Genomic DNA, 24,650 nt, shown 5'->3' on the forward strand with positions numbered 1-24,650 from the left:
TCGACCGGACCGGACCCGCGGCACGTCGCCCGCGCTACGGGCGGAGCCGTTCGGCGGTGATCCGGGTCAGCCACCCCAGCCCCGCCGTGAACAGCGCCGTCCCGCCGACCGGCGACACCATGGCGACGACGAGAAGCACCGTTGGCCGCCACCACGCGCGCAATGCGGCGGCGGTACGCGGCGCCCGGCCGGACAGCCGCCCGGCGACCTCCGGGATCGCCAGCCCGACAACGGCTCCCGCCGTCGTGACCAACCCGTACTTCGCCGACTCGAACACCGTGAACACCGCGAGGAACCCCACGAGCAAGGCCCAGCCCGATACGCGGGCCGCTTTGGCGATCGGCATGGCTTACTCCCCGAGCTGATTAGCTAATGTGATTAGCTTCAATCTAAAGCTAACCCCATTAGCCGTCAAGCCCCCCGAGGGCCCGCCCCGTTCACCCGCATTGACCACCGCTCATTTGCGCCGCAACCATCCCGCTGGCCACACTCGCCGCAGCGGTGCCGTTTTCGGCGCCGCTGCCGACGTCCTCCGTTCCGGGGCAGCCCGATCGACGAGACCTTGTGAGACTCCTTGGCCTACGCCCCGATCCCCTCGCCCGCCCGGGAGTTCGCCGCGTCGCGCCGGCTCGCGGCACTGGCCGATGCGCTGGATCCGCAGACGTTCGCCGCCTTGGCCGCGCTGCGCGGTCCCGCGCCGCGCCTGTGCCTCGAACTGGGCGCGGGCACCGGCAGTGTGGCGCGCCGCCTGGCCGAACAGTTCCCGCGCGCCCGGGTCGTCGCCACCGATCTGGCCGCGCCGCCCGCCCGATCTCCGCTCGGCAACCTGGAGTTCGTGCGTCATGACGTGCGCTGCGACGGCTTCCGGGACGGGACGTTCGATCTCATCCACGTCCGCTATCTGCTCTGCGACCTCGTCGAACGCGACCGCATCCTGGACGACATCGCGTCTTGGCTGGCCCCAGGCGGCCGCCTGGTCGTCGAGGAACCGGACCACTCGCCGGTCTACGACTCACCCCATCGGGCGTACCGCACGGTCACGCTCGCCATGGTGGAGGCCCAGCACCGGTACGTCGGCACCGACTCCCTGTGGGCCCGCGAGCTCCCTGCCCACGTGGCCGCGACCGGACTGACGGACATCGCCACGCACCGCACGTCGACCACCGTCGCCGCGGGCAGCCCGATGGCCCGCTACTGGCGCCTGAGCCTCGCCGAACTGCGGCCGCTGCTGCCGCCGGGCCTCGACATCCCGGCGGCGCTGCGCGAGGCGGATTCCGCGACGTTCCGCGACCACGGGTTCACCACCGTTCGGGTGAGCGCGGTACGCCGAGGCTGAACGCCGGGAACTGCCGTGCACGTTCCTGCGCCGCAGGTCCGGTCGGCATCGGACCGGCCCGCCGGACCGGCGGAGAAGCGCGTCAGACGGAGGCCCGCTCCCCCGCCGGGTTCACGACCTCGTCCGCGGCGGCGATCACCACGGGGTCGTGAGTGGCCACCACCGCCACGCAGCCCTGCGCCCGCGCGCGTTCCGCGATGACCTCGACCAGCATCGCCGCCTGACCGCGGTCCACCGCCGCCGTCGGCTCGTCGATCAGCAGCAGTTCGGGGCCGAGGAACAGCGCGCGGGCCAAGGCGACGCGCTGCCGTTCGCCGCCGGACAGTTGGTCGGGCCGGTGCCGCAGCCGCTGCCCGAGGCCGACTTCCTCAAGTGCTTCGGCGGCGCGCTTCTTGAGCCGCGACGGCTTGTGCCCGGCGATGTAGGCGGCGGCGAGCAGTTGTTCGACGGACGTCAGTGCGGACAGCAGGTTGCCGCTTTGGAACATGTATCCGATGTGCTCGCGGCGTTCGCGCGCACGTTCGGCATCGGAGAGCGCCGCCAGGTCGCGGTCGCCGAGCACGACCGACCCCCGGTCCGGGCGCAGCAGCGCCCCGGCCACCGCGAGGAGGGTGGACTTGCCCGAGCCGGACGGCCCGGCGAGCGCCGTGAGGTGTCCCGGTGCGAACGCCGCGTCGAGGTCGGCGAAGACGGTGGTGCGGGTGTCGCCGCGGCCGAGGGTGACCGTGACATCGGACAGCACGAGGCTCATCGGTGGGCTCCGAGCATGGTGAGCGGGTCGGGTGCGGTGACCCGGCGGAGGGTGATCGCGGTGCCGGCCAGGCCGAGGGCGGCGACTCCGCCGAGCGTGGCCACGAGCGTGAGCGGCGGCAGGCTGAACGGGACCGCCGAGCCGAGCAGCAGTCCGACGCCGGCCGCGATCGCCCCGCCGGCAACCGCCCCTGCGGCGACCACGATTGCGGCCTGCACCGCGGTGATCCACAGCAGCCGGGGCCGCGACGCGCCCATGGCGCGCAACAGCGCGAGCTCCGGGCCGCGTTGGACCGTCCACACGGCGAAGAAGGCGCCGACGACGAGCGGCGCGATCAGGTACAGGAACACCTGGATGGAGGTCATGGTGACGCGCTCGCCGGTGTAGCCGGGGGCGGCGGCGAAGGCCGCGCTGCGGCTGATGGTGTGCGTCCCCTTCGCGGCGTCCAGCCGGTCGATCGGCAGGGCGGCGGAGCCGGATGCGCGGACGGCCACGGCACTGAACTGCCGCGGCAGCGGCGCGTCGGGGTCGGCGCCCGGGATGCCGAAGCGCAGCCGCGTCCACACGTCGAGCGGCACGTATGCGGCCGGGACGTGGCCGTACGAAGCGGAGCCGGTGATCCCGTCGACGCGCACCGCGGTGCCGAGCCGGTCGATCGTGAGCATGTCCCCGACGTGGACGCCCTTGTCGGCGAGCTTCCGGGACACCACGATGCCGCCTGGCGTCGTGCCGACCGGCTGCCCCGAGTCGGGGTCCGGGGCGACGAAGGAACCCGGTTCCACGCCGAAGGCCGCGAGGTCGATCTCCACGCCGCGGTTCGTCGTTCCGCGGGTGATGGCGACGCCCAGCGGCGCGGCCTCGACGCCCGGTTCGGCGCGCCAGGCGTCGAGCACGTCGGCGCCGACGAGGCTTCGGTTGAACTGGTCGGACTTGGCGTCGGCGGAGAACACCAAGTGCGTGGCGGGCAGGGCGCGCAGGGCCGAGACGGTGTCGTTGCCGAGGCCGGCGGTGAAGCCGGACACGATGCCGACCAGTGCCGCCACCAGCATGACGACGCTGCCCATGAGCAGAAAGCGGCCGCGTGCCGCGCGCAGCTCGCGCAGGGCGAGGTACACGGTGGGGTCCCTTCGGGTGTGCGGGATCCGGGTCGTTCGCGGGGGCCGCGGCGACGTCCGGGCGGTGGGGATGCCGACACCAAGGTTGGGGACATCGTGTCGCCAAGATAACAGATGGCGACACCGTGTCCCCAAGTGCCGGAGGCCGCCGGACGGCCGCTCCCTAGACTGGGCACGTGCCGAAGATCTCCGCCGCGTCCGTCGCCGACCACCGCGCGCAGCAGCGCGCCGCGCTGGTGCGCGCGGCGCACGAGCTGCTGGAGGAGGGCGACGCCGCCCGGGTCACGTTCGGCGCCGTCGCCGATCGGCTGGGGCTGGCCCGCAACAGCGTGTACAAGTACTTCGGCAGCCGCCAGGAACTCCTCGAAGCCGTGGTGGTCGAGGCCGCACCGCGCTGGACCGCGCCGATCCGCACGGCGATGGCCGCGGCCGACACCCCGGAGGGACGCGTCGCGGCTTTCGTCACCGCACAGTTGGCCTTGGTCCGGGACGGCGAGCACCGCGTGGCGCAGGCGTTGGCCGGCGACCGCGACGCGGCGGCCCTGCGGGCGGGCGCCGAGCACGCGCACCGCGACATCCTGCAGCCCCTCGTGGAGACGCTGGAGGAATTGGGCGACGACTCCCCGCGCCGGACGGCCGGGCTACTCCAGGGCTTCGTCAACGCGGCCACGAAGGCCATCGAGTCCGGCGACGACTTCGCGGCGGTGAACGAGCGGGCGACGCGGTTGGCGGTCGCCGCCCTGGCCGGAGTGGCGGGGACGGCGACGGGTGCGACCGGTGCCGATGGGACGGTGACGGGCGCGACGGGTGCCGATGGGGCGGCGACGGGCTCGTCCGGGGCGGCAGCGCGCGGCTAGGGCATGTCCGCGGACAGTCTGCGCACCTGCTCGACGTACGCCGCCGGCGCCTGCGTCAACTGGTCGAGGGACTCCGACGGGACGTCGGCGGGGGCGGTCTCGACGAGGTAGCGGACGGCGGCGGTGAGGACGGCCGGTTCGTCGGGGTGTGGAACGGGCCGCGCAGGACCGTGGGCTCTACCCGCGCGAGTTGCATCATGCCGCCTTGCGCCGTCGTCGCCTCATGCCGTCTCATGCCCGCGCACGGCTTACCCCCGTTCGGTGAGCACCTCGCTGACGCGGCCCCAGGTCCCGTCCGCGGCCCACTTGCGGTGGCGGCCGTAGAGGGTCTGCCAGCGGCCGTAGCGTGGGGGGATGTCGCGCCAGGACGCGCCGGTGCGTTCGCGGTAGCGGAGGCCGTCCAGCACCCGGCGGTCGTCGGCGGGGGCCGCGCCGCGGTGGTCGGGGGGCGGCAGGAGCGCGCGGACCAGGTGCCACTGGGCGTCGGTCAGGTCGCCGAGGGTGTCCGAGCCGTCGGGGATACCGGGATCTTCGGAGCCTTCCGGGCCTTCGTGGGTCGCTGCCCCGTCCTCGTGTTTTTCAAAACGTGCTGCCGCGTGCAATCGGGCCCGTGTCTGCCGCACCAGGTCTTCGAACAAATAGTCGTCCCCATAGCGTTCGAGCGGCCGTTCGATCCGTGCCCAGCGGGCCGCCATCTCCGGCGACGCGGTCTCCAGGGCGGCCTCCAGCGGCGCACCGACGGCGCGGCCCGCGTGCGCGAGCGGGGACTTGGCTTCCAGCAGGACGACGCCGACCGTGGTGCGGGCGATCCAGGTCAACGCGCCCGCGCGTGCGTCGTCGTCCAGCGGGGCGCGTTCGAGGGCGGCGAGCAGCCGGTCCAGTGCGGCCACCCACGCGGGGGCGATCTGGGTGGGAGTGCCGATCAATTGGGCAGTCCACGGGCTTTCCACGATCCGGTGCCGGACGTCGCGCATCCACGACTCCACCGCGTCCCACCACGGGAGTCCGGGTTCCGCGGCCGCCGCGCCGACGTCCTCGAGGACCGAGTCGGCGACCGCGGCGAGGAGTTCGTCGCGCCCGTCGACGTGCCGGTAGAGCGCCATCGGGGTGACCCCGAGCCGACGGGCGACCGCCGCCATGGTGAGCGTCGGAACGCCGCCCTCGGCGAGCACCGCGCGGGCGGCCAGGACGATGTCGCGGAGCCCGAGCCGCGTTTTCATTGACCGTGTCACGGAGCAATGCTAGAACGTTTACGCCATAAACAACAAAGGCGTGTGCAAGGAGTCGGCCATGGCCCCCGCGAACCCCGCAGCGAACACCGCAGCGATCATCGACCCCAACCTGACGTGGGTGCCGCTGGAGAAGCGGCTTGCCGAGGAGACCGACCCGGCCCTGCGGCGCAACCTCGAAACGATCGTCACGCACATGAAGTCCGAGGCGCACGGCGACCTCGACGGCCTCATGGGCACCCTCGCCCCGGAGCCGGTCTACCGCCTCGGCCCGCCGGACAACGAGCGCCTGCACCCGCGCGGCACCGAGGGCATCCGCGCGTACTACAGCGCGTTCGTGGCGAGTGGCGCCACGCAGCTCGTGCACGAGATCGACCGTCTTGCGGTGGACCGTCACGCGGTGCTCACCGACGGTGTGATGAAGATGGCCTACCCGGGCAAGGCCCTCGCCGCGATGGGCATCGACATCGACGACCAGGACGCGTACTACCTGTACGAGGTCCGCATGGCAATCGTGTGGGTCATGGACGACGAAGGCCGCGTCATCGGCGAGGAGAGCTACCAGGACCGCAACGGCTTCGACGGCATCGCCGGCCGCAAGCTGGCGCCGTCGGACATCGCCCCGCTGCGCGCCTGAGCCCGTACACCGCCGTCAGCGTGCGCCCGAGGCGCCGGTGATGTGCACGGAATGCCCCGATGCCTAGGCCATGTCCGGCGCTCGGGGCAATCGACCACGCAATACCCGTGCCCCACAGCGCGGCAGGTGCCCCCGGAGTGGCAGCTCCGGGGGCACACCCATGCCTTCTGCGGCTCTGCGGAGCCTCTTAGAAGCCCCTATGGCCCCCTCCGCGGACCTTCCACGCACCTTCCACGGCCCCCTGCGGATCCGAATCGAATGCGCTGCCTTCACCGATGCCTCTTGATCCCGCGCGCCCTACGGGGTTCGCTGCGGGAGCGGTGCCGCCGGCGGGGTGTCCGCCGTTTCGATATTCGGAAGGGCCGCGGAAGGGGAGGGTTCCCGTGGGCATCGGGATGCTGCTCGACATGGCGGTCTCCGCCAACCCCGACCGGGTGGCCGTAGGCCGCCGGGCGGAGCCGGACGCGCGGCGGCTGACGTACGCCGACCTCGCCCGCACGGCGGCCGCGGGCGCCGGCCTGCTGCGCGACGCGGGCGCGCGGCACGTCGTGTACGTGGGCGTCAACGGCCCGGCGTTCCCCGCGCTGCTGTTCGCGGCCGCGCACGCGGGCGTCCCGCTGACGCCGCTCAACTACCGGCTTTCGGGCGCCCAATTGCGCGAACTGATCGGCGATCTCCCGGGCGCGGTCGTGGTCGCGGAGGACGCCTACGCCCCGGCACTCGCCGACTCCCCCGCCCCGGTCCTGGCGGCCTCACGGTGGTTCGACGATGCCACGAAGGCCGATCCGATTGCCTCCGCGGAGGACGACTCCGCGCCTGCCGTCGTGCTGTTCACGTCCGGCACCACGTCGCGCCCCAAGGGTGTCGTGCTGCGGCACGACAACCTGGTCGGGTACGTCCTGCAGACCGTCGAGTTCGCGTCGGCCGCGGACGACGACGCGATCCTCGTGAGCGTGCCGCCGTATCACGTCGCCGGAGTCGGCGGAGTCCTCAGCAACCTGTACGCGGGACGCCGCATGGTGCACCTGCCCGACTTCGATGCCGAGCAGTGGCTGCGGCTGGTGCGCGCCGAAGCCGTCACGCAGGCGATGGTGGTGCCGACCATGCTGGCGCGGATCGTCGACGCGCTCGACGGCGGCCAAGCGAACGCTCCGGCCTTGCGCGGCATCGCCTACGGCGGCGCCCGTATGCCGGCCACCGTGCTCACCGCGGCGCTGGCGGCCTTCCCCGACGCCGGGTTCACCAACGCCTACGGCCTCACCGAGACCAGTTCGACGATCGCCGTCCTGGGCCCCGATGAGCACCGCGCCGCGTTCGAGTCCGACGATCCCGCGGTGCGCCGCCGTCTCGGCTCGGCGGGCCGGTTCGTGCCCGGCGTGGAAGGCGCCGTCCGGGACGGCGAGCTGTGGGTGCGCGGCCCGCAGGTCTCCGGCGAATACCTCGGCACCGGGTCGGTGCTCGACGACGACGGCTGGTTCCCCACCCGCGACCGGGCGCACATCGACGCCGACGGCTACCTGTACATCGAAGGCCGCGCGGACGACACGATCATCCGGGGCGGTGAGAACATAGCCCCCGCGGAAATCGAGGACGTGCTCATCCACCACCCGGCGGTCCGCGAAGTGGCGGTCGTGGGCATGCCAGACGACCAGTGGGGCCAACGGATCACCGCGGCCGTCGTCCCCGCGACCGGGCAGACGGTGGATGCAGAGGAGTTGCGCGCATACGTGCGGGCCCAGCTTCGCGGTTCGCGCACCCCCGATGACGTGGTCGTCCGCGAGGCACTCCCCTACACCCCCACCGGCAAACTGTTGCGCCGCCAACTGGCCAGCGAGCTCGGCGAGTTGCCGGAACCCGGGGCCGCCGTGTCATGCTGACGGCATGGTGACGCTCTACGAGCATGCCGGCGGAGAAGAAGGCCTCCACCGCTTCATCGACATCTTCTACGGCAGCGTGCTTGCCGATCCCCTGCTGAAGCCGCTGTTCGGCGACGGGAAGCCCGAGCACGTCGCCCATCTCACGGCGTTCACCGCCGAGACGTTCGGCGGGCCGGACACGTTCAGCCGCGCCATGGGCGGGTTCCTGCAACTGATCGCGGTGCACCGAGGGCTGCGCATCGCCGAGGAGCAGCGGCAGCGGTTCGTTGACCTGTACATGGCGGCGGCGGACAAGGCCGGGCTGCCGTCCGACGCGCCGTTCCGGCAGGCGCTGCGCGAGCACGTCGAGTTCGGGTCGCAGGTGGCGATGCAGAACTCGCATGCGCGGACCGACGACGAACTGCATCCACTGCGCGAGGTCCCGATGTGGGATTGGCCGGCGGGGACGGAGCCGTCGGAGTAGGTGGCTCGGTCCCCGCCGGGCCTTCCGCGGGGCGGCGTGGCTCAGCCGATCGCCTCGTCGTCGGGTGTCGACCGGGCGAGGGCGGCCAGTGTCGCCACGGCGCGGGCGAGGACGTCGGGCGGCGGGGAGGCCAGTCCGAGGCGCACGGCGTTGGGTGCGGCGGTGGCGCGTACCGCGAAGGCCGCGCCTGGGGTGACCGCAATACCGCGGCGCGCGGCGGCCGCGACGAACGTGTCGGCGCGCCACGGTTCGGGCAGGTCCCACCAGCACATGGACGCCTCGGGCGCGGTGCGGATGCGGAAGCCGGCGAGGAGGTCGGCCACGGCGGCCTGGCGGGCGCGGGCGTCGGTGCGTTTGGCGGCTTCGATGCTGCGTACCGTGCCGTCGCGCATCCAGCCGAGTGCGGTTTCCAGGGCGAAGCGCGGGGCGGTCCAGGCGCCGGAGCGGATGGCGTGCGCAACGGCATCGGCGCCGGATGCGGGGGCGACGGCGAAGCCGAGGGTGAGCCCGGGGGCGACGCGTTTCGACAGGCTGTCGATCAGCACCGTGTGGTGGGGTGCGAAGGCGGCGAGCGGTGGCCCGGGATCCGTGGCGAGGTGGGACCAGACCGCATCTTCGATGATCGGGATTCCCAACGCGCCTGTGACTTGCGCGAGTTCGAGGCGGCGTTGGTAGGACAGCGTGACGGACAGCGGGTTGTGCAGGGTCGGTTGGACGTAGACGGCGTGCAGGCGGGCGGATCTGTGTGCTTCGGCGAGGGCGTCGGGGCGTAGGCCCTCGGCGTCGATGCCGAGCGGGACGAGGGTGGCACCGACCCGGGTGGCGATGGCGCGGGCTGCCGGGTAGGTGAGGTCTTCGACGCCGAGGCGGCCACCGGGCGGCACGAGCGCGGCGACGGCCGCGGCGATGGCCTGGCGTCCGGTGCCGGTGAACAGGACGCGGTCGGGGTCCGGGGCCCATCCGGCGCGGGCCAGGACGCCCGTGGCGGCTTCCCGGGCCTCCGGGGTGCCGGCCGCGCCCACGGGGCGCAGGGCGTCGCGCAGGACGTCGGGGCGGAGCATCCGGCCCATGCCCTCGGCGAGCAGCGGGAACTGCTCGGGGACCGCGGGGACGCTGAGTTCGAGGTCGACGGCGGCCGTGGTGGGTTCGGTGAGCGCGAACGGACGCGGCGACGCGGCGCGGACGTAGGTGCCGCGGCCGACTTCGCCGACGACGAGGCCGCGGCGGGTGAGTTCGGCGTAGACGCGGGTGGCGGTGGAGTTGGCGATGCCGTGGGCGCGGGCGAAGTCGCGCTGGGTGGGGAGCCGGTCGCCGGGGCGCAGGCGGCCGGAGGCGATGTCGGCGGCCACGGCGTCGGCGACGGTGCGGAAGTCCACGGCTTCTCCTCGGCTGCTCGGCTACCGCGGCGGCTTTCGCTTTCCGCTGCGGATTGCGCGCGCCTCGACCTTGATTGCACCGAGAACAATATTCCTATTGCACCGACTCGGCAAGGCGTTTTACGCTCACCGACATGGAAACAGGGGCGATTTTGGGTGTGGCGGCGGTGGCCCTCGGCATGGCGCTCACGCCGGGGCCGAACATGATGTATTGCGTGTCCCGCAGCATCACGCAGGGTCGCCGGGCCGGTGCGATCTCGATCGCGGGCGTGGCCGTCGGCTTCGTGGTCTACCTCGTGGCGACCAGCTTGGGCATGTCGGTGCTGTTCGTGGCCGTGCCGGAGCTGTATGTCGCGGTCAAGGCCGCGGGTGCCGCGTATCTGCTGTGGCTGGCCTGGCAGACGCTCAAGCCGGGCGGCATCTCGGTGTTCGAGGCGGCCGAACTGCCCCGGGATTCGCCGCGGAAGCTGTTCATGATGGGGCTGTTCACCAACCTGCTGAATCCCAAGGCCGCGCTGCTCTATCTGACGATCATTCCGCAGTTCCTCGACCCGAAGGCCGGGCACGCGTTCCTGCAGAGCCTGGTGCTCGGCGGCGTACAGATCGCCGCGAGTGTCGCGGTCAACCTGACGATGGTGCTGGCGGCGGGCACGATCGCGGTGTTCCTGGCCCGCCGCCCCGGCTGGCTGCGTGCCCAGCGCTACGTCATGGGCACCATGCTCGGCCTGATCGCGGTCAAGCTGGTGACCGACTCGTCCCGCCCGACAGCCGCGTAGGCCGCGCACTGGATCACGCGGCCTACGGGTCGGCGGTCAGCGTACGAGGCGGAAGAACCGACGTACTTCCTCGACGAAGGTCTGCGGCTGTTCGAAGGCCGCGAAGTGGCCGCCGGCCGGGAGTTCGTTCCAGTAACGCAGATCCGTGAAGCGCTTCTCCGCCCAGCGGCGCGAGGCGCGGATGATCTCGTGCGGGAAGATCGAGCAGCCGGTCGGCGTGGTCACTTCGTCCAGGTGCGGGCCGTTGAAGCTCTCCCAGTACAGGCGCGCCGACGATGCCCCGGTACCGGTGAGCCAGTACAGCGTCACGTTGTCGAGCATCTGGTCGCGGGTGAGGGTGTTCTCAGGGTGTCCGTCGCAGTCTGTCCAGGCCTGGAACTTCTCGACGATCCACGCAAGTTGCCCGGTCGGTGAATCGGCGAGCCCGTAGCCGAGGGTCTGCGGGCGGGTGGACTGGATCTTCGAGTACCCGGTGCCGTGGTCGCGGTGCGCCGCGAGGTCCGCAAGGGTTTTGCGTTCGGCGTCGGTCAGGTCGGAGAACGTGTCGGGGTCGGGCGACACCACCGGCATGTTCAGGTGGATGCCGGCCACCTTGTCGCCGCCGGCCTTGGCGGTCGCGACCGTGACCATGGAACCCCAGTCGCCGCCTTGCGCGCCGTAGCGCTCGTAGCCCAGCCGGTCCATGAGCGTGGCCCACGCGGCGCCGATGCGCTCGACGTTCCACCCGGCGCGCTCCGGCTTGCCGCTGAAGCCGTACCCGGGCAGCGACGGCACCACCAGGTGGAACGCGTCGCTCGCGTCGCCGCCGTGCGCGGTCGGGTCGGTGAGCGGGCCGATGACGTCGAGGAACTCGACGAAGGACCCGGGCCAGCCGTGCGTGAGGATCAGCGGCATCGCGTCCTCGTGCGGCGACCGGATGTGCAGGAAGTGGATGTCGAGGCCGTCGATCGCGGTGGTGAAGTGCGGGTAGGCGGCGAACCGCGCCTCGGCCTTCCGCCAGTCGTAGTCCTCGGCCCAGTAGCGGGCGAGGTCGCGCACGTAGGCCAGCGGTATGCCCTGCGACCAGTCGTCGACGGTCTCCGCGTCCGGCCACCGCGTACGCGCCAGCCGCTCCCGCAGGTCCACGAGATCGGCGTCCGGGACCTCGATCTGAAACGGCGTCACATTCTCCGGCTGCGTCATGGCCGCACGCTAGCGGGAGGGACAACGCATGACCAGGGACACCGGGCGGGGTCCTGGGACCTGCTGCAGGCGGCCTCGGCGGCATCCGTTCTTGCGCGGCCTCGCGGACGGCGGCCGCTACCCGGTCGTCGCCTCGAAAGTGCGCGGCCGACCGCTCAGGTGGCGGTGAAAATGCGGAACTGCTGGTTGTAGAGCTGGTGGCAGGTCCACTGCCAGATGTTCGCGCCGTCCTCGACGGAATAGTCGCTGACGTCCACACATTTGCCGCTGTTCTGGCTCACCAGAGTGAAGAAGGTTCCGCCGCCGTCGCCGGGCTCCACGATGCGCCACCGCTGGTTCGCGGTGCCGTTGCACTGCCACTGCCAGATGTTCCCGCCGTTGTCCGTGGAGAACTCGGCCACGTCCAGACACTTGCCGCTGTGCTCGTTGACGATGTACCACAGGCGGTCCGGCCCCTGGCCGGAAGCGAGAGCGAACCGCCAGCGCTGGTTGCTGTTGTTGTCCAGACGACACGACCACTGGTGCACGTTCGCGCCGTTGCCGACCCCGAACCCCTCGACGTCGATGCATTTACTCGACCGGCGATTGACCAACTGCACGTAGCCGGTCGGAGGTTCGATCAGCTTGGGGGTGCCTGACGCGGCACCCGAGGCCGACGCGGCCGGAGCCGCGATCGTACCGGAGCACACCAGGGCAACCACCGCCGCCGCAGCCGCCATAGCACGCATAGCCCGCCCGCCTGTCAGTCCACCGCATCCGGTGGACGTGGAAGATCCACCGGCTTAGTAGCCGCACACCACGCGCGCAAACTGCGGCAAACGGGCGGCATTCGGCACCGCCTTGCACCGTCCGGAGCACCGTCCGGATCGCGTGCACCCCCCGGGCCCCGTCAGGCACCGCGCCAAGACGCCGACACAGATGCTGCCGCGGCGACGCCGCCGAAAGGCTCGCACCTCGTGTCGTACCTGGTGGTCCGATGCATCCGCACGAGCCACCAACTCGGAGCCGTGAGCCCCGGATCACAAGTCGCCAATGACCGCCACGTCTGCGCGGGCACCGGACCGCCCTGGACGGCGATCCAGGCCCTCAGACTGGCATCACGCTCCGAGATACGGCGCGAAGTGGTCGGCCACCTCTGTCGCCACCGCCGACGCGTCGAGCGTGCCGTCGACTTCGATGATGCGGATGCCGAGGCGGCGTGCGTTCCGCGCCGCGTCCTCGGCGATCAGCCGGTCACGGGCGATGCGGTTGGCTTGGGCGCGGGCCGGGTCGGAGACGCGGGCGTTGAGGGCTCGTGCGCGCGGCAGGGTGCGGAGCTGGTGGTGGCGGAAGTCGTCGGTGGGGACGAGGACGACCATGCGCCGAAGCGAGTCGAGCAGCGGCGCGACGAGTTCCGGGCGCAGTCCCCATCCCTCGGCGATCGCAGGCCGACCGGTGAACAGTGCGCGGAGGTCGTCCAGCGCCCACGCGAAGCGGATGGGGAAGCCGGCCAGGGTCTCGGCGGCCATCTCCTCCGGGCTCTGTTCCACCCAGACCTGGTCCGGGGTCGGATCTGCCACGGGCTCGCCCCGCGCGACTCGGCGTGCGACGCGGCGATCCTGGTGGCCGCGGGCGTCGTGGTAGTCGTAGTGGTACACCGTCAAGCCGTGCTCCGTGGCGATGATTTCCGCCACGGTGGACTTGCCGCACCACTGCCCGCCGCCGATCCACAGCGTGCGCTGCAAGCTGCCGTACGGATCCCAGATATCCGACACGCGCATCCTCCGGTCCCTTGCGCCGCCCGTGCCCTTGATCCGCTGCCGTGGCGGCGCCCGCCGACGACACCGGCTGCAGGGTGCCGGATGGCTTCCGCGCGGCCCTGCCGGGATCCCTCGGCCGGGTGTGAGCCCGACCGAGGAATCCCGGGCGGGGATCAGCCGCCGTACGGCTTGGTGATGACTTCCATGGCATGGCCGTTGGGATCGAGGAAGTACATGCCGCGGCCGCCGTCGTTGCGATTGATGTGGCCCGGGTTGTCCAGTCTCGGGCTCGGGTAGTAGGTGACGCCGGCTTCGGTGATGCGCGCGAAGATGCCGTCGAATTCCGCTTCGCTGACGAGGAACGCGTAGTGCTGGACGGGGAAGTCGATGTCGGTGGACACGAAGTCCAGCGTGACGCCGTTCGCCAGGTCGAGCGGGACGAAGGGTCCCCACGTCTCGCCGGGCACCAACCCGAGGATTCCCCCGAGGAATTCGGCCGAGGCCCGATTGTCCCGGGTATGCACGATCGTGTGGTTCAACTGGACTGACACAGTGCGATGCCTCCAACAGGCATGTCACAGGCACCTCCACGCACACCCGGACGGTGCCCAGCGCGCGATGCCGTGCCCACCATCGTAGATCGTGTCCGGCGGCGGGCGGCTTGGCCGCCTGCCGCACTGGCTGTCTGTTGCGCGGGCCGTCCGCCTGCCGCCTTGGCCGTGGTCAGCCGAGGAACGACAGCCGCACGTGGCGATCGGGATTGTCGCCGTTCGTGTCGACCAGGACGACCGACTGCCACGTGCCCAAGGCCAACGCTCCGTCGATGACGGGGAGGGTGGCGTGCGGCGGGACGAATGCCGGGAGGACGTGGTCGCGGCCGTGGCCGGGGCTCCCGTGGCGGTGCCGCCAGCGGTCGTCGGCGGGCAGCAGATCACGCAGCGCGGCGAGGAGATCGTCGTCGCTGCCCGCGCCCGTTTCGATCACCGCAATACCGGCGGTGGCATGCGGGGTGAACACGTTGAGCAGACCGTCCCGGCCGGACGCGGCGTCGCGCAGGAAGGCGCCGCATTCGGCGGTCAGGTCGTACACGGTCTCGGTGCGGCCGGTGCGGATGTCGAGGACGCGGCTGGTGAGGTTGGACATGCGGCCATCCTGCCGCGTCCGGCGGCGGAGGCGCGGGACGCCGGCCCCGCCCCCGCGGCGCGCCGATCCGTCAGCGGAATCCCGCGGGAGCGGTTCCCCTCAGGCGGAATCCCGGGGGCGCAGTTCCGCGCGCCACATGATCACGCGCCTCGGCTTTTCCGGTACCGGGCTGCGGACCGCGTCGGCAATGCGCTGGGCGACGACGCCGAGGGTGATCGCCGGGGTGAAGCCCACGCTGGTGAGTCGCGGGCGCACCATTTCGCACAGCGGCAAATCGTCGGTGCCGGTCATCGCGATGTCGTCGGGGATACGGATTCCGGCGTCGGACAGCGCGCCCATGAGCAACGCCGCATATTCGTCGTTGTAGCCGAACACCGCGTCGGGCCGGTCGTCGGGCGCCCAGCCCGCGACGACCTCGGCGGCGGAGGCCGGGGATTCCGCCATCTCGACGATGCGAACCCGCACGGGGTGCGGTGCCGCGGCGACGGCTTCCCGGACGCCCTTAAGTCGTTCGCGGCCCAGGGTGGCCAAGCCGATCACGTCGTCGCGTCCCTCGCGCGGGATCACGACGGCGATGTCGCGGCGGCCTTGCGCGATGAGGTGCTCGGCGGCGACGTACCCGGATCTCCCGGTCTCGCCTTCGAGGACGAAGTGCACCCCGTCCATGGGGGCTTTGCTCCAGGCGAGGCCGACGATGGCGATGTCGCGCGCGGCAAGGTAGGCGGCGGATTCCTCGGTCAGCCGCTCGGGCAGCACCACGATCGCGGCCGGGCGGAGCGCGGCCCACGCGCGGGCGGCGGCCATGGGGTCGGCATCCGGGTCGCCGTACGTGACCAACGTGTGGCCCAGCCGGTGGAGTTCGCGGGACAAGTCGTTGACGAACGCGGTGAGCAGCCCGCCGAAGGGAATCGTGTACGTCGGCAGCACGACCAGGTCGGTGTGGCCGCGGCGCAGCGAACGGGCGTCGGAGCGCGGCTCGTAGCCGAGTTCGCGGGCGATCTCGCGGACCCGGCGGCGGGTCTCCTCGGGGATGCGGGCGTCGGCGGTGTCGTTCATGGCGTACGACACCGTGGCGCGCGAGACGCCGGCCGCGCGGGCGACGTCGGCGCCGGTGACCGGGCCGTTGACCGCGGGTTTCGCCGCTGTGCCCGACCGCTGGGCCGCACCGCGTTTCGAGGCGGCCTTGCCGTTGGTGGACGTGGTGCTGCGGTCGCCGCCGCGCGGTCCCGGCGATCGTGTGGTCATAGGGGGATTCTGGCAGGTCACAGGCCGGAGCGGCGTCCGGGTTTGCGCTGCCAGGCCTCCGTTGTGTCCGCCCGCATCACCACACGCCACCGTATGGATGTGGCGCTCGGTTCAGGCGTCGGGGGTGCGGGTGTCGTAGGCGTCGCGGGCCGCGGCAATGGCCCCCATGTGCGTGTCGGCCCAGTGCTTCAGCTCGCGGACGACGCTGCCGAGGCTCTCGCCCAGCGGGGTGAGGGCATAGTCGACGCGGACCGGCACGGACGGGGTGATGGTCCGGGTGACCAGGCCGTCGCGTTCCAGTCCGCGGAGGGTCTGGGTGAGCATCTTCTCGCTGATGCCGGCGACTTTGCGGCCGAGTTCGGCGTAGCGCATCGGGCCGTCGGAGAGAGCGGCCATCAGGAGGCTGACCCACTTGTCGCCGATGCGGTCGAGGAGTTGGCGGGCCGGGCAGGCGGCGAGGAAGGCGTCGTAGGCCGCGCGGTCGCGCTCACGGCGCTGGGCGGCGGTCAGCGTGGGCATGGACGCACCCTTCGATCCGGTACGCACTTCCAGGTACGTACTTACCGAAGGAGAGTACCTGCTCCTAGGTTCGTGGTGTCGAACAGCGCGGCCCCGCCTCGGCGGGGGCCGCCTTCATGCCGTGCCACCTGAGGGAGTACGTCTCATGCACGCTCTGGTTTCCCGTCCCGCCGGCGACGGCCACGTCCTCGAACTCGCCGAGCTGCCGCGGCCCGAGCCCGGACCAGGACAAGTCCGGGTCCGCATCCGGGCGGCCGCGGTCAATCCGGTCGACGCAGCGACCGCGTCCGGGGCTCTCGCCGCCATCGGCTTCCATCCGCGGCGCGATGCGGTGGGCCTGGGCTGGGACCTCGCCGGCACCGTCGACGCGCTCGGCTCCGGCGTCACCGGGTACGCCGTCGGCGACGACGTGATCGGCATCCAGCACCTCCTCGACGTCGCCTCGGGCGCGCACGCCGACTACGCGCTGCTCGACCCGGTGCAGGTCGCACCGGCGCCTGCGGGAGTCGACCCGGTTGCCGCGGCGACGATCCCGCTCAACGCGCTCACCGCCGAACAGGCCTTGGACCGCGCCGGATTGGCGCCCGGCCAGACCCTTTTGGTGACCGGTGCCGCGGGCGCGGTGGGTGCCTTCGCGGTCGAGTTGGCGGTGCGGCGCGGGCTGCGCGTGGTCGCGTTGGCGGGCGCGTCGGACGAGGCCTTCGTACGCGGACTCGGCGCGGAGTGGTTCGTGCCGCGCGGGACGGAGCACCTCGCGGCCGCGGTCCGGGCGCTCGTGCCCGGCGGGGTGGACGGCGCGGTCGACGCGGCGGTGCTCGGCGGCACGGCCGTGCTGGGCGCGGTTCGCGACCGCGGCGTGTTCGTGACGCTGGGGGCCGTCCCGGCGGCGCCGCTGCGCGGGATCGACACCGGGATTGTGCTGGTCGCGGCGGATGCGGAACGGCTGGCCGCACTGTCCCGGCTGGCGGCGGCCGGGGGCCTGACGCTCCGGGTCGCGGCGACGTACCCCCTGGCGGACGCGGCGAAGGCGTACGAACGGCTCGGTGCGGGCGGGCTGCGCGGGCGGCTGGTGCTCGTGCCGTAGCAGGTGTCGGCGGCGGCCTTTAGCGTGGCGGGAGTGACCGTTTCCGGCCGCGCGCCGACGGAACCCCATCAGCACGGAGGAACGCCCATGCCCGCAACCGCCGACGACGTCCGCCGCGAAGCGCTGGCCCTGCCGGAGACATCCGAGAAGCTGAGCTGGGGACAGCCGACGTTCCGGGTCGGCGGCAAGATCTTCGCCGCGCTCGGCGACGACGACGCGTCCATGGCATTCAAGTGCCCGCGCGAGGAACGCGCCGAGCTGATCGCGGCGGAGCCGGACAAGTTCTTCCTGCGGCCCGGCCACGACGACAACTTCGACTGGATCCGGGCACACCTGGCCGCCGTCGACGACCTCGACGAGCTGCGCGCGATGCTCGTCGACGCGTGGCGACTGGCGGCGCCGAAGCGGGTGGCGAAGGCCTACGACGAGGCGGTGGGGTAACGCCTCCGCGTATTTCCCGACCGGACGCCCCGGTCCGCTGCGGCGGGCCGGGGCGTCGGCGGTTTGGACCGGGGTCGACGGCCGCCCGTCCCCTGGGGCTGTCGTGCGTCGCTATCTGCCATCGTCCGCCGCGGGACTGTGGCTCGTCGCGGGCCTAGGACACGCCCTGGTCGGTCTGGGGGGCGGGCCGCGCGCGGTAGCTGCGCAGCCACATGTCGACGCCGTCGTCGACGATCCGCCGGACCTGGTGGTCGGACAGGTGGTGCAGCCCGAAGTGCGAGGCGTGAATCGCCTCGTGGACGGTCAGCAGGATCAACTGGTGTGCGGCCACATGGACATCGGGGATGTCGAGGTCGCCCGCCGCGACGTGCGGTTCCAGTTCGGCGACGAGCGCGTCTTCGAACGCCGGCCGCGGGCGCGACCATTCCGCGGCGATCTCCGGATGCCGCCACTGCTCGGCGATGATGACCCGGCGCAGGCCCGAGACCTCGGGCGCGAGCACCATGTCGGTCCAGATACGGGCCGCCGCGCGGAGGTCCGCCTCCATGTCGCCGGACTCCCGGAAGAACGCGGCGAACCGCTCCTCCGCGATGCTCGCGGTGTCCTGCTGAGCGGTCTCTATCACCGCGGTGAAGAGGTTCGTCTTGTCGCCGAAGTGGTTGTAGACGGTCTGCTTCGAGACGCCCGCCTCCGCGGCGACGACGTCGACGCTCGTATCGGTGAATCCCTGGCGGAGGAACACCTCTTTGGCGGCGTCGATGATGGCGCGACGCTTGTCGGGACGGCCAGGACGCCCGGAACGTTCGGGCCTGCCCGCCGCCCCCGCCCCGGACTCCGCTGCCGAATCGGCCTCTGAGCTGCGGATTTGACGACTTGGACGCATGCGTCCAATATTAGCGGAGAAATATTTGGACTGGACCGTCCAGTCCAACTCGGGATCCGCTCCGCGACCGCCACCACGGCGGCCACCGCCCGGGCGCGAACTCCCTCACCGCGAGCACTCCCTCACGAACTCCCTCACGAACTCCCTCAGCGATTTCCCTCACCGATTTCCCTCACAGACGTCCGACCACCACGACCCGGGGGCCACCATGTCCGCTTTTGTCCCGTCTCATCCCGCGCCGACTCCCTCACCGGCCGGATCCGGCACGGGTCCGCCCGGCGATGCCGTCGTGCACACCGAGGGACTCGCGAAGGTGTATCCGGACGGCACGGCAGCCGTGCACGCGCTCGACCTGTCCGTCCGCGCCGGCGAGGTCTTCGCGCTGCTCGGCCCGAACGGCGCCGGAAAGTCCACGACGGTGGGCATGCTGACCACCGCCGTCGTCCCGACCGGCGGGCGCGCCTGGGTCGGCGGCGTCGACGTGGCCGCCCGGCCCGCCGCGGCGCGCCGCATCATCGGCGTGGTCCCGCAGCACTCCACCCTCGACCGCAGCCTGACCGTCCGCGAAAACCTCGTCTTCCACGGCCGCTACTTCGGCATGCGGCGCGCCGACGCCCGCCTCGCGGCGGACCGCGAACTCGACCGCGTCGCCTTGGCGGGCGCGGCGGACAAGCCGGTGGGCGGGCTGTCCGGTGGCATGGCACAGCGGCTGATGATCGCGCGCGCGATCCTGCACCGCCCCGCCGTGCTGTTCCTCGACGAACCGACCACCGGCCTCGATCCGCAGAGCCGCATAGCCCTGCACGGCTTGGTCCGCGACCTGCGCACGGCGGGTCAGACCACCGTGCTGATCACCCACGACATGGCCGAGGCCGACAGCCTGGCCGACCGGGTCGCGGTGATCGACCACGGCCGCCTGCTCGCGCTCGGCACGCCCGCGACGCTCAAGGCGGATGCCGAAGCCGCCACCTTGGAAGCCGTGTTCTTCCACCTCACCGGAAAGGAGCTGAGGGACCGATGACCGCCGTCCACTCCCGCGAAGCCGCCGCCTTGCCGCCGACCGACCCGGCACCTCACCCGGGCATGACCGTGTCCGCCACGGTACGCGCCTTCGGCGCTTTGGTGGCACGCGACTTGACCGTGCTGCGCCGCCAGCCGCTGGACTTCTTCGCCCGATCGGTCGTGCAGCCGCTCATGCTGCTGTTCGCCCTGGGCTACGTCACGCCCCACATCGCCGCCGGCGCCTCGGGGACCTCCGCAGGCTCGACGTTCGCCGCGGACCAGGCCACGACCCTGCTCGCCGGGATGCTCGCGATGGTCGTGCTGTTCCAGGGCATCACCGCCGTGGCGATGCCGCTGGTGCAGGAGTTCGGCGTGACCCGGGAGATCGACGACCGGGTCCTCTCCCCCGTGCCGGTCTCCCTGGTGGCCTGCGCCAAGGTCGCCGTGGGGGCGCTGCAAGGACTGCTCGCCGCGGCCATGGCCTTCCCCCTCGCCGAGTTCGTCCCGGCGGAACGCCCCGCGCTGCACATCGATTGGCCGGTGCTGCTGACGCTGGCCCCGCTCGGCGCGCTCCTGTTCTCCAGCCTCGGCCTCTACCTGGGCTCGGCGTTCCAGGCCCGCAACGTGATGGCGCTGTTCGCCACGCTGCTGACCCCCGTCCTCTATCTGGGCTGCACGCTGTACCCGTGGAGCGCACTCGACAACGTGCGCTGGGTGCAACTCGTCTCGCTGATCAACCCGTTGACGTTCCTGAGCGAGGGCTTCCGCGCCTCGGTCACCTCCGCGGACCACCTGAGCCTGCTCGTCGTCTACCCGGTCCTGATAGCCGCCACCGCACTGCTCCTCGGCCGGGGCATCCGTCACTTCCGGGGACGGGTGGTGAGCTAAGTGTATTGACCCGCAGGGTTGTTCACGCGGCTGATCGGGGGACGGCCTCCGCGTGCGGTGCGGCAGCGATGGTAGTTGTAGGTGTGGAGGAACACGCCGAGTGCGTCGGCCCGCCACCGGCGCGCCCACTTGTGGGCCGTCGCCCGCGAGACGCCCATGTCGGGGGCGCCATGCACCGCCGGACGGCCCGACACGACACGCTCGACCAGGAACAAGCGACCCGGTGGCCAACGCCGGCCCTCGTTCGTCGAGCCGAAGGCGGGGCGACGGGGCAGCGCGAAGCACGGCAGCTCCGCGGCAGGCATCTCCGATGCCGGCTCGGTCCGGCGGTAGCTCGCTCGGGCTGCGGCGGGCTGTGGTGGTGCCCGCGTTGGGGTGGTGCGCTGCGTTGGGGTGGTGCACCCTGGCGATCTCCCGGGCCTTCGGCAGGGGAGGGCCACACGTGTCGCACGGCGGGACGTGAGCTTCGGGCGCGCCGGTGCCGCACCATGAACGCTGCCGCGCCCCACTTCGGTGACGTCGTGCAGACCATGTCCCGGCCGGCCACGTCGAGCAGCCGCGGCGGGCGTCTCGGTTCCGGTGCTCCGGTGGCTTGGCGGTCCCGGAACCTGTTTCGGCGCGCTTTGCGGCTATCCCTCGGTTCTCGGCGACGTGTATTCGTTGATCGACCTTGTCAGTGTGCCCGTACTTTGGCGACCCACGACGGGCAGCACCCCTGAACGAGAGCAGCAGCGATGCCGGACACCCCTCCCCGCCCCACCACACCTCCCCCGCCTTCCCGCCCGCCGGTGCCCCCACCGGCGACCGCCCCCTACCCGGCCGCCTACCCGCCCCCGTATCCGGCGCCGCCCCCGAACGGCCCCTGGTCGGGATCCGGACCCGGCTTCGGCCCCGGGCCCGGGGCGGGGTCAGGAGCGGGGTCGGGCTTCGGCCCCGGGTCGGGGCCCGGGTTCGGCCCCGGGCCTGCGTCCGGTGGGCGGAGCCGTCGGCTCCCGGCCATCGTTGCGAGTGTCGTGGTCCTGGCGCTACTGGCCGGTGCGGGCGCGTGGTTCGCGTTCGGGGGCTCGGACGACGGCGATTCGGACGCTCCGGCGTCGGCGGCGTCCGGCGCGTCCCCCGGCCCAAGCGGGTCGAAGGCCGCGCCGAAGAGCGACCTCGTCCAGGCGTGGACGGCGGCCGCCCCCGGCCGCTCGGACTCCGCACGCGGCGGATGGGTCGTGGGCGCCAAGGTCTACACCGTGCTGGAGTCCGGCATCGCGGTGCGCGAGGTGGCGGGCGGTGCCGAGACCGGCAAGGTGGCGCTGCCCGCGGCTGCGGGCAAGATCTGCGCGGCGGCCGCGCGGCCGGTCGGCAATGTCGGCCTCGTCGGCTGGGAGGGCGCCTCGGGCGACTGCGACAACGTCGCCGCGCTCGACCTCGACGCCGGAACCGTTCTGTGGTCCGCACCCCTGACGGAATCCTCGGGGGCGTGGGAGATGGCGCTGAGCGGGTTCGGCGACCAGGCGGTCGCGGGCGCCGGCGGCTACGTCTACGCGTTCGACCTGCGTTCCGGCACCGTGAAGTGGAAGTACAAGTCCCAGGACGACGGCGGGGTCTACGGCAGCTGGGACATCCGCGACGTGCTGGCCTCCTCGACGCAGATCGCGGTCACCGTCCAGAAGATGGACCAGAAGACCAAGTACATCGGCGGCGTGGTGGTGCTGGACCCGGCCACCGGCACGGCGCGCGCGAAGACCCAGCTCGCCAACGGCCCGGACAGCTGGCCCAGCCTGCTCGCGGCCGACCCGGTCGTCGTCTTCGACGAGTGGAACGCAACCGGGATTCTGGGCAAGAAAGCCGGCGTGATCGCGGTCTACGACGGCGCGCTCAAGCCCGGTGCGCGGTTCGAGGTCGGCGAGGAGGACAAGATCGTCTTCGACAAGAGCAGCCTGCTCGACGGCCTCAACGAGTACGACGGCTCGGTGGTGGTCCGCGACGGCGTCCTCTACACCGGTTTGGGATCGGCCCAGGACGTACGCAGCGTCGGCGCGTTCGACCTGGCGACCGGCAAGCGCCTGTGGTCGTCGTCCACCAAGGTCTCGGGCTACCCCGCGCCGCTGTCGGCGGACGATTCCGGCGTGCTGGTGCTCGTCGGCGAGGACCACGGCGGCACCGAGGCGCAGGTGCAGCGCTTCGCGAAGGCGGACGGCGCGATGACCACGGTGCACACGCTGCGCGCCAAGCCCGCCGCGGCCGGCGCGCCGACCGCGACTTCGCGCAACGCCTACCCGGACAAGGACGAAGAGGTGGAGATCGACCTGGGCGGCATCACCTACGTCGCCGAAGGCCGCGTGGTCATGCTAAGCGGAAGCTCCTCACAGCCGCTGGTCCGCGTCTTCGCCTGATCTTCGCCTGATCTTCGCCGGACCGGGGGCGGCCGGGCCCTCCGGGCCTGTCGACGTGCCAGGTTGAGCCCGCGCGGCACTCGGGGGTTGGCCCCCGAGCACCGCGCGGGCTCCCTACTTCTTCCGCTGGTCACAGGCATGCGTCCGGAACTCGGCAACAGAGGTGGTCACCACCGAATTGAAGTCCCGCCAGGGGCTGTACCTGACCTGGTCCACGGACAGGGCAGCCAAATCGTCGAAGCTGAAGCGCACATGCACTCCCGACCACGTGTTGTCGTGCGTCGCCCCGTAGAGCGTGTAGGCATGCCCCGGCAACAACGGCTGTGACCGGTCGGCGCGCCACTCCGCATTGCCGGCGAACGGCCACGCCGCGAAGTCTTTGACGGCACCGACGTGTTGCCAGTGAGTGTGGGTCTCGGGGGTCGCGTCGCCCTCCTCGTAGAGCACCGCGGCATCGATGCGCCCCTTGCAGACGGCGACGAAGACCATCGGCGACCCGTCTGCGGCCACGCCGACCCCGGTCACCGCACCCTCCGGCACGGTGCACGAGGTCAACAAGCCCATGCCCAGCGCCATCGCAACGACAAGTGCAGCCAACCGAATTCGCGACACGGGGGCATTCTGCCGCACCGGTCCGCCACCCGATCACGGTGCCGCGGGTTCCTCGATCCCGAAGAGCCGTGCCCCGTTGTCGTGGCAGACGGCGCGCAGCCAGGGAGCGCCCAAGTCGAGGCGTTCCAGGGCGGCGAGGGCGTCGACGTACGGGTACGGGATGTTCGGGAAGTCGGAGCCGAGCAGGATCCGGTCGCCGAGGGCGGCGAGCCGGGCGAGTTCGTCCCGCGGGAACGGCGCGTCGCGCTCCGCGAAGTCGGTGAACGCCATGGTGGTGTCGAGGTAGACCTGCGGATGCCGGTCGGCGAGGTCGAGGAACTCGCGGTACTCCGGCATGCCCATGTGCGCGACGATCAGCCGGAGCCCCGGATACCGGTCGAGCACCCGGCCGATGGGCCCGGGCCCGGTGTGCTTCCCGGGCATGGGCCCGGAACCGCAGTGCGTCACCACCGGAATCCCGGCGTCGGCAAGCAGTCCCCACACGGGGTCCAGGAGGGGATCGTTCGGGTCGTAGGCCCCCACCTGCAGGTGTGCTTTGAACACGCGGGCACCGTCGGCGATGGCGCGGGTGACGTAGTCGGCCGCGTCCGGCTCGGGGAAGAACGTGGCGGTGTGCAGACAATCGGGGGTACGCGCCGCGAAGTCCGCAGCCCAGGCGTTGAGCCAAGCGGCCATCTGCGGCTTGTGCGGGTAGAGCATGGCGCTGAACCGCCGGACCCCGAACGCCCGGAGCGTCTCCACCCGCGCCTGCTCTTCGCTGCGATAGGTGATGGGCCACGGCCGCCCGATCAGCGGCCCGGCGGAGTCGAAGTACGCCCACACCTTGTCCATCACCTGCTTGGGCATGAAATGCGTATGTACGTCCACGAGGCCCGGCAGCCCCAACTCCCGCCAGAACCCCCGAACCCGCTCCGCTTCGCCGCTGTCGCCTCCGGTGGTGATCGCCATCGCCCCATCGTGCCACCGACGCGGTGGGGCGTTCGCAGCGGGCGCCGCACAGGCAAACAACCGGTCGGAGCGGAGGGCCCGGAACCTGTCGGACGGTGGCGGCACGGTGTTGCCGCTTGATTCGCTCCTACTGTGAACCGACTGGTCGCGCGCGGGGTGCCTG

Annotated in this window: 26 protein-coding genes and 1 pseudogene; 11 read left to right on the forward strand and 16 right to left on the reverse strand. The window is 71.9% G+C overall.

What is annotated here, in order from left to right; genetic code table 11:
• Window positions 1-34: 34 nt before the first annotated feature.
• Window positions 35-346, reverse strand: coding sequence for a hypothetical protein (locus ACPA54_RS16800; protein ID WP_423530467.1), 312 nt, complete (start codon window positions 344-346; stop codon window positions 35-37).
• A 228-nt stretch (window positions 347-574) separates the two neighbouring features.
• Between ACPA54_RS16800 and ACPA54_RS16805 the strand changes: the two genes are divergently transcribed.
• Window positions 575-1,336, forward strand: a complete 762-nt coding sequence (locus ACPA54_RS16805; protein ID WP_423530469.1) for a class I SAM-dependent methyltransferase — start codon at window positions 575-577, stop codon at window positions 1,334-1,336.
• Between the two features lie 82 nt (window positions 1,337-1,418).
• On the opposite strand, the gene ACPA54_RS16810 is transcribed toward ACPA54_RS16805, so the two are convergent.
• Both ACPA54_RS16810 and ACPA54_RS16815 read right to left on the reverse strand, forming a co-directional pair.
• Window positions 1,419-2,087: an ABC transporter ATP-binding protein gene (locus ACPA54_RS16810; protein ID WP_423530471.1), complete on the reverse strand. Its 669-nt coding sequence runs from the start codon at window positions 2,085-2,087 to the stop codon at window positions 1,419-1,421.
• Window positions 2,084-3,202, reverse strand: a complete 1,119-nt coding sequence (locus ACPA54_RS16815) for an ABC transporter permease (protein ID WP_423530473.1) — start codon at window positions 3,200-3,202, stop codon at window positions 2,084-2,086. Before ACPA54_RS16815 ends, ACPA54_RS16810 begins: the two co-directional genes overlap by 4 nt.
• A gap of 176 nt (window positions 3,203-3,378) precedes the next feature.
• Here ACPA54_RS16815 and ACPA54_RS16820 point away from each other — a divergent pair, with 176 nt between their 5' ends.
• Window positions 3,379-4,059: a TetR/AcrR family transcriptional regulator gene (locus ACPA54_RS16820; RefSeq protein WP_423530475.1), complete on the forward strand. Its 681-nt coding sequence runs from the start codon at window positions 3,379-3,381 to the stop codon at window positions 4,057-4,059.
• A 248-nt stretch (window positions 4,060-4,307) separates the two neighbouring features.
• On the opposite strand, the gene ACPA54_RS16825 is transcribed toward ACPA54_RS16820, so the two are convergent.
• Window positions 4,308-5,291 (reverse strand): transposase, encoded by a 984-nt coding sequence (locus tag ACPA54_RS16825; protein ID WP_423530477.1) that lies wholly within the window; start codon window positions 5,289-5,291, stop codon window positions 4,308-4,310.
• A 58-nt stretch (window positions 5,292-5,349) separates the two neighbouring features.
• Between ACPA54_RS16825 and ACPA54_RS16830 the strand changes: the two genes are divergently transcribed.
• From ACPA54_RS16830 to ACPA54_RS16840, 3 genes are all read left to right on the forward strand, one after another.
• On the forward strand, window positions 5,350-5,925 hold the full coding sequence (locus ACPA54_RS16830; RefSeq protein WP_423530478.1) for a nuclear transport factor 2 family protein: 576 nt from the start codon (window positions 5,350-5,352) through the stop codon (window positions 5,923-5,925).
• A 383-nt stretch (window positions 5,926-6,308) separates the two neighbouring features.
• A complete protein-coding gene (locus tag ACPA54_RS16835) occupies window positions 6,309-7,802 on the forward strand; it encodes a class I adenylate-forming enzyme family protein (protein WP_423530480.1) in 1,494 nt (497 codons plus the stop codon).
• Between the two features lie 4 nt (window positions 7,803-7,806).
• Window positions 7,807-8,265, forward strand: a complete 459-nt coding sequence (locus ACPA54_RS16840; protein WP_423530482.1) for a group II truncated hemoglobin — start codon at window positions 7,807-7,809, stop codon at window positions 8,263-8,265.
• A 41-nt stretch (window positions 8,266-8,306) separates the two neighbouring features.
• Here the strand turns inward: ACPA54_RS16840 and ACPA54_RS16845 are convergent, their stop codons facing one another.
• The gene (locus ACPA54_RS16845; protein ID WP_423530484.1) at window positions 8,307-9,641 is read right to left on the reverse strand and encodes an aminotransferase-like domain-containing protein; all 1,335 of its coding nucleotides are present in this window, start codon (window positions 9,639-9,641) and stop codon (window positions 8,307-8,309) included.
• A 134-nt stretch (window positions 9,642-9,775) separates the two neighbouring features.
• Here ACPA54_RS16845 and ACPA54_RS16850 point away from each other — a divergent pair, with 134 nt between their 5' ends.
• Window positions 9,776-10,417 carry a LysE family translocator gene (locus tag ACPA54_RS16850; RefSeq protein ID WP_345677648.1) on the forward strand — a complete coding sequence of 214 codons (642 nt, stop codon included), beginning with the start codon at window positions 9,776-9,778 and terminating at the stop codon, window positions 10,415-10,417.
• Between the two features lie 36 nt (window positions 10,418-10,453).
• Here the strand turns inward: ACPA54_RS16850 and ACPA54_RS16855 are convergent, their stop codons facing one another.
• The 7 genes from ACPA54_RS16855 to ACPA54_RS16885 form a co-directional block, all read right to left on the reverse strand.
• Entirely contained in the window at window positions 10,454-11,599 is a 1,146-nt protein-coding gene (locus ACPA54_RS16855) for an epoxide hydrolase family protein (RefSeq protein ID WP_423530486.1), read from the reverse strand.
• A 155-nt stretch (window positions 11,600-11,754) separates the two neighbouring features.
• Window positions 11,755-12,318, reverse strand: a complete 564-nt coding sequence (locus ACPA54_RS16860) for an RICIN domain-containing protein (RefSeq protein WP_423530488.1) — start codon at window positions 12,316-12,318, stop codon at window positions 11,755-11,757.
• 378 nt (window positions 12,319-12,696) lie between these two features.
• Window positions 12,697-13,359, reverse strand: coding sequence for a hypothetical protein (locus ACPA54_RS16865; RefSeq protein ID WP_423530490.1), 663 nt, complete (start codon window positions 13,357-13,359; stop codon window positions 12,697-12,699).
• Between the two features lie 152 nt (window positions 13,360-13,511).
• Window positions 13,512-13,889: a VOC family protein gene (locus ACPA54_RS16870; RefSeq protein ID WP_423530492.1), complete on the reverse strand. Its 378-nt coding sequence runs from the start codon at window positions 13,887-13,889 to the stop codon at window positions 13,512-13,514.
• Between the two features lie 172 nt (window positions 13,890-14,061).
• Window positions 14,062-14,481 (reverse strand): YjbQ family protein, encoded by a 420-nt coding sequence (locus ACPA54_RS16875; RefSeq protein WP_423530494.1) that lies wholly within the window; start codon window positions 14,479-14,481, stop codon window positions 14,062-14,064.
• A gap of 99 nt (window positions 14,482-14,580) precedes the next feature.
• On the reverse strand, window positions 14,581-15,726 hold the full coding sequence (locus tag ACPA54_RS16880) for a LacI family DNA-binding transcriptional regulator (RefSeq protein WP_423530496.1): 1,146 nt from the start codon (window positions 15,724-15,726) through the stop codon (window positions 14,581-14,583).
• Window positions 15,727-15,837: 111 nt separating this feature from the next.
• The gene (locus ACPA54_RS16885; RefSeq protein WP_423530498.1) at window positions 15,838-16,245 is read right to left on the reverse strand and encodes a winged helix-turn-helix transcriptional regulator; all 408 of its coding nucleotides are present in this window, start codon (window positions 16,243-16,245) and stop codon (window positions 15,838-15,840) included.
• A 145-nt stretch (window positions 16,246-16,390) separates the two neighbouring features.
• Between ACPA54_RS16885 and ACPA54_RS16890 the strand changes: the two genes are divergently transcribed.
• Window positions 16,391-17,329 carry an NADP-dependent oxidoreductase gene (locus ACPA54_RS16890; protein ID WP_423530500.1) on the forward strand — a complete coding sequence of 313 codons (939 nt, stop codon included), beginning with the start codon at window positions 16,391-16,393 and terminating at the stop codon, window positions 17,327-17,329.
• Window positions 17,330-17,416: 87 nt separating this feature from the next.
• Complete coding sequence (locus ACPA54_RS16895; protein ID WP_423530502.1) at window positions 17,417-17,770, forward strand: MmcQ/YjbR family DNA-binding protein; 354 nt, start codon at window positions 17,417-17,419, stop codon at window positions 17,768-17,770.
• 154 nt (window positions 17,771-17,924) lie between these two features.
• Here the strand turns inward: ACPA54_RS16895 and ACPA54_RS16900 are convergent, their stop codons facing one another.
• Window positions 17,925-18,653 carry a TetR/AcrR family transcriptional regulator gene (locus ACPA54_RS16900; protein WP_423530504.1) on the reverse strand — a complete coding sequence of 243 codons (729 nt, stop codon included), beginning with the start codon at window positions 18,651-18,653 and terminating at the stop codon, window positions 17,925-17,927.
• A gap of 289 nt (window positions 18,654-18,942) precedes the next feature.
• Here ACPA54_RS16900 and ACPA54_RS16905 point away from each other — a divergent pair, with 289 nt between their 5' ends.
• On the forward strand, window positions 18,943-19,674 hold the full coding sequence (locus tag ACPA54_RS16905) for an ABC transporter ATP-binding protein (protein WP_423530506.1): 732 nt from the start codon (window positions 18,943-18,945) through the stop codon (window positions 19,672-19,674).
• On the forward strand, window positions 19,671-20,543 hold the full coding sequence (locus ACPA54_RS16910) for an ABC transporter permease (protein WP_423530508.1): 873 nt from the start codon (window positions 19,671-19,673) through the stop codon (window positions 20,541-20,543). Before ACPA54_RS16905 ends, ACPA54_RS16910 begins: the two co-directional genes overlap by 4 nt.
• Here ACPA54_RS16910 and ACPA54_RS16915 read toward each other — a convergent pair.
• Window positions 20,540-20,656, reverse strand: a pseudogene (locus ACPA54_RS16915) (IS481 family transposase); the annotation flags it as partial. The gene ACPA54_RS16910 and the pseudogene ACPA54_RS16915 sit on opposite strands and share 4 nt — an antisense overlap.
• A gap of 900 nt (window positions 20,657-21,556) precedes the next feature.
• On the opposite strand from ACPA54_RS16915, the gene ACPA54_RS16920 reads away from it, so the two are divergent.
• A complete protein-coding gene (locus ACPA54_RS16920) occupies window positions 21,557-22,927 on the forward strand; it encodes an outer membrane protein assembly factor BamB family protein (RefSeq protein ID WP_423530510.1) in 1,371 nt (456 codons plus the stop codon).
• Between the two features lie 114 nt (window positions 22,928-23,041).
• Here ACPA54_RS16920 and ACPA54_RS16925 read toward each other — a convergent pair whose 3' ends face one another.
• Together ACPA54_RS16925 and ACPA54_RS16930 are read right to left on the reverse strand one after the other, a co-directional pair.
• A complete protein-coding gene (locus ACPA54_RS16925; protein ID WP_423530512.1) occupies window positions 23,042-23,539 on the reverse strand; it encodes a hypothetical protein in 498 nt (165 codons plus the stop codon).
• 33 nt (window positions 23,540-23,572) lie between these two features.
• Window positions 23,573-24,487 (reverse strand): amidohydrolase family protein, encoded by a 915-nt coding sequence (locus ACPA54_RS16930; protein ID WP_423530514.1) that lies wholly within the window; start codon window positions 24,485-24,487, stop codon window positions 23,573-23,575.
• Window positions 24,488-24,650: the final 163 nt, after the last annotated feature.

The sequence above is a fragment of the Uniformispora flossi genome (genome assembly GCF_049534875.1).
Taxonomy (GTDB): Bacteria; Actinomycetota; Actinomycetes; order Streptomycetales; family Streptomycetaceae; genus Yinghuangia; species Yinghuangia aomiensis.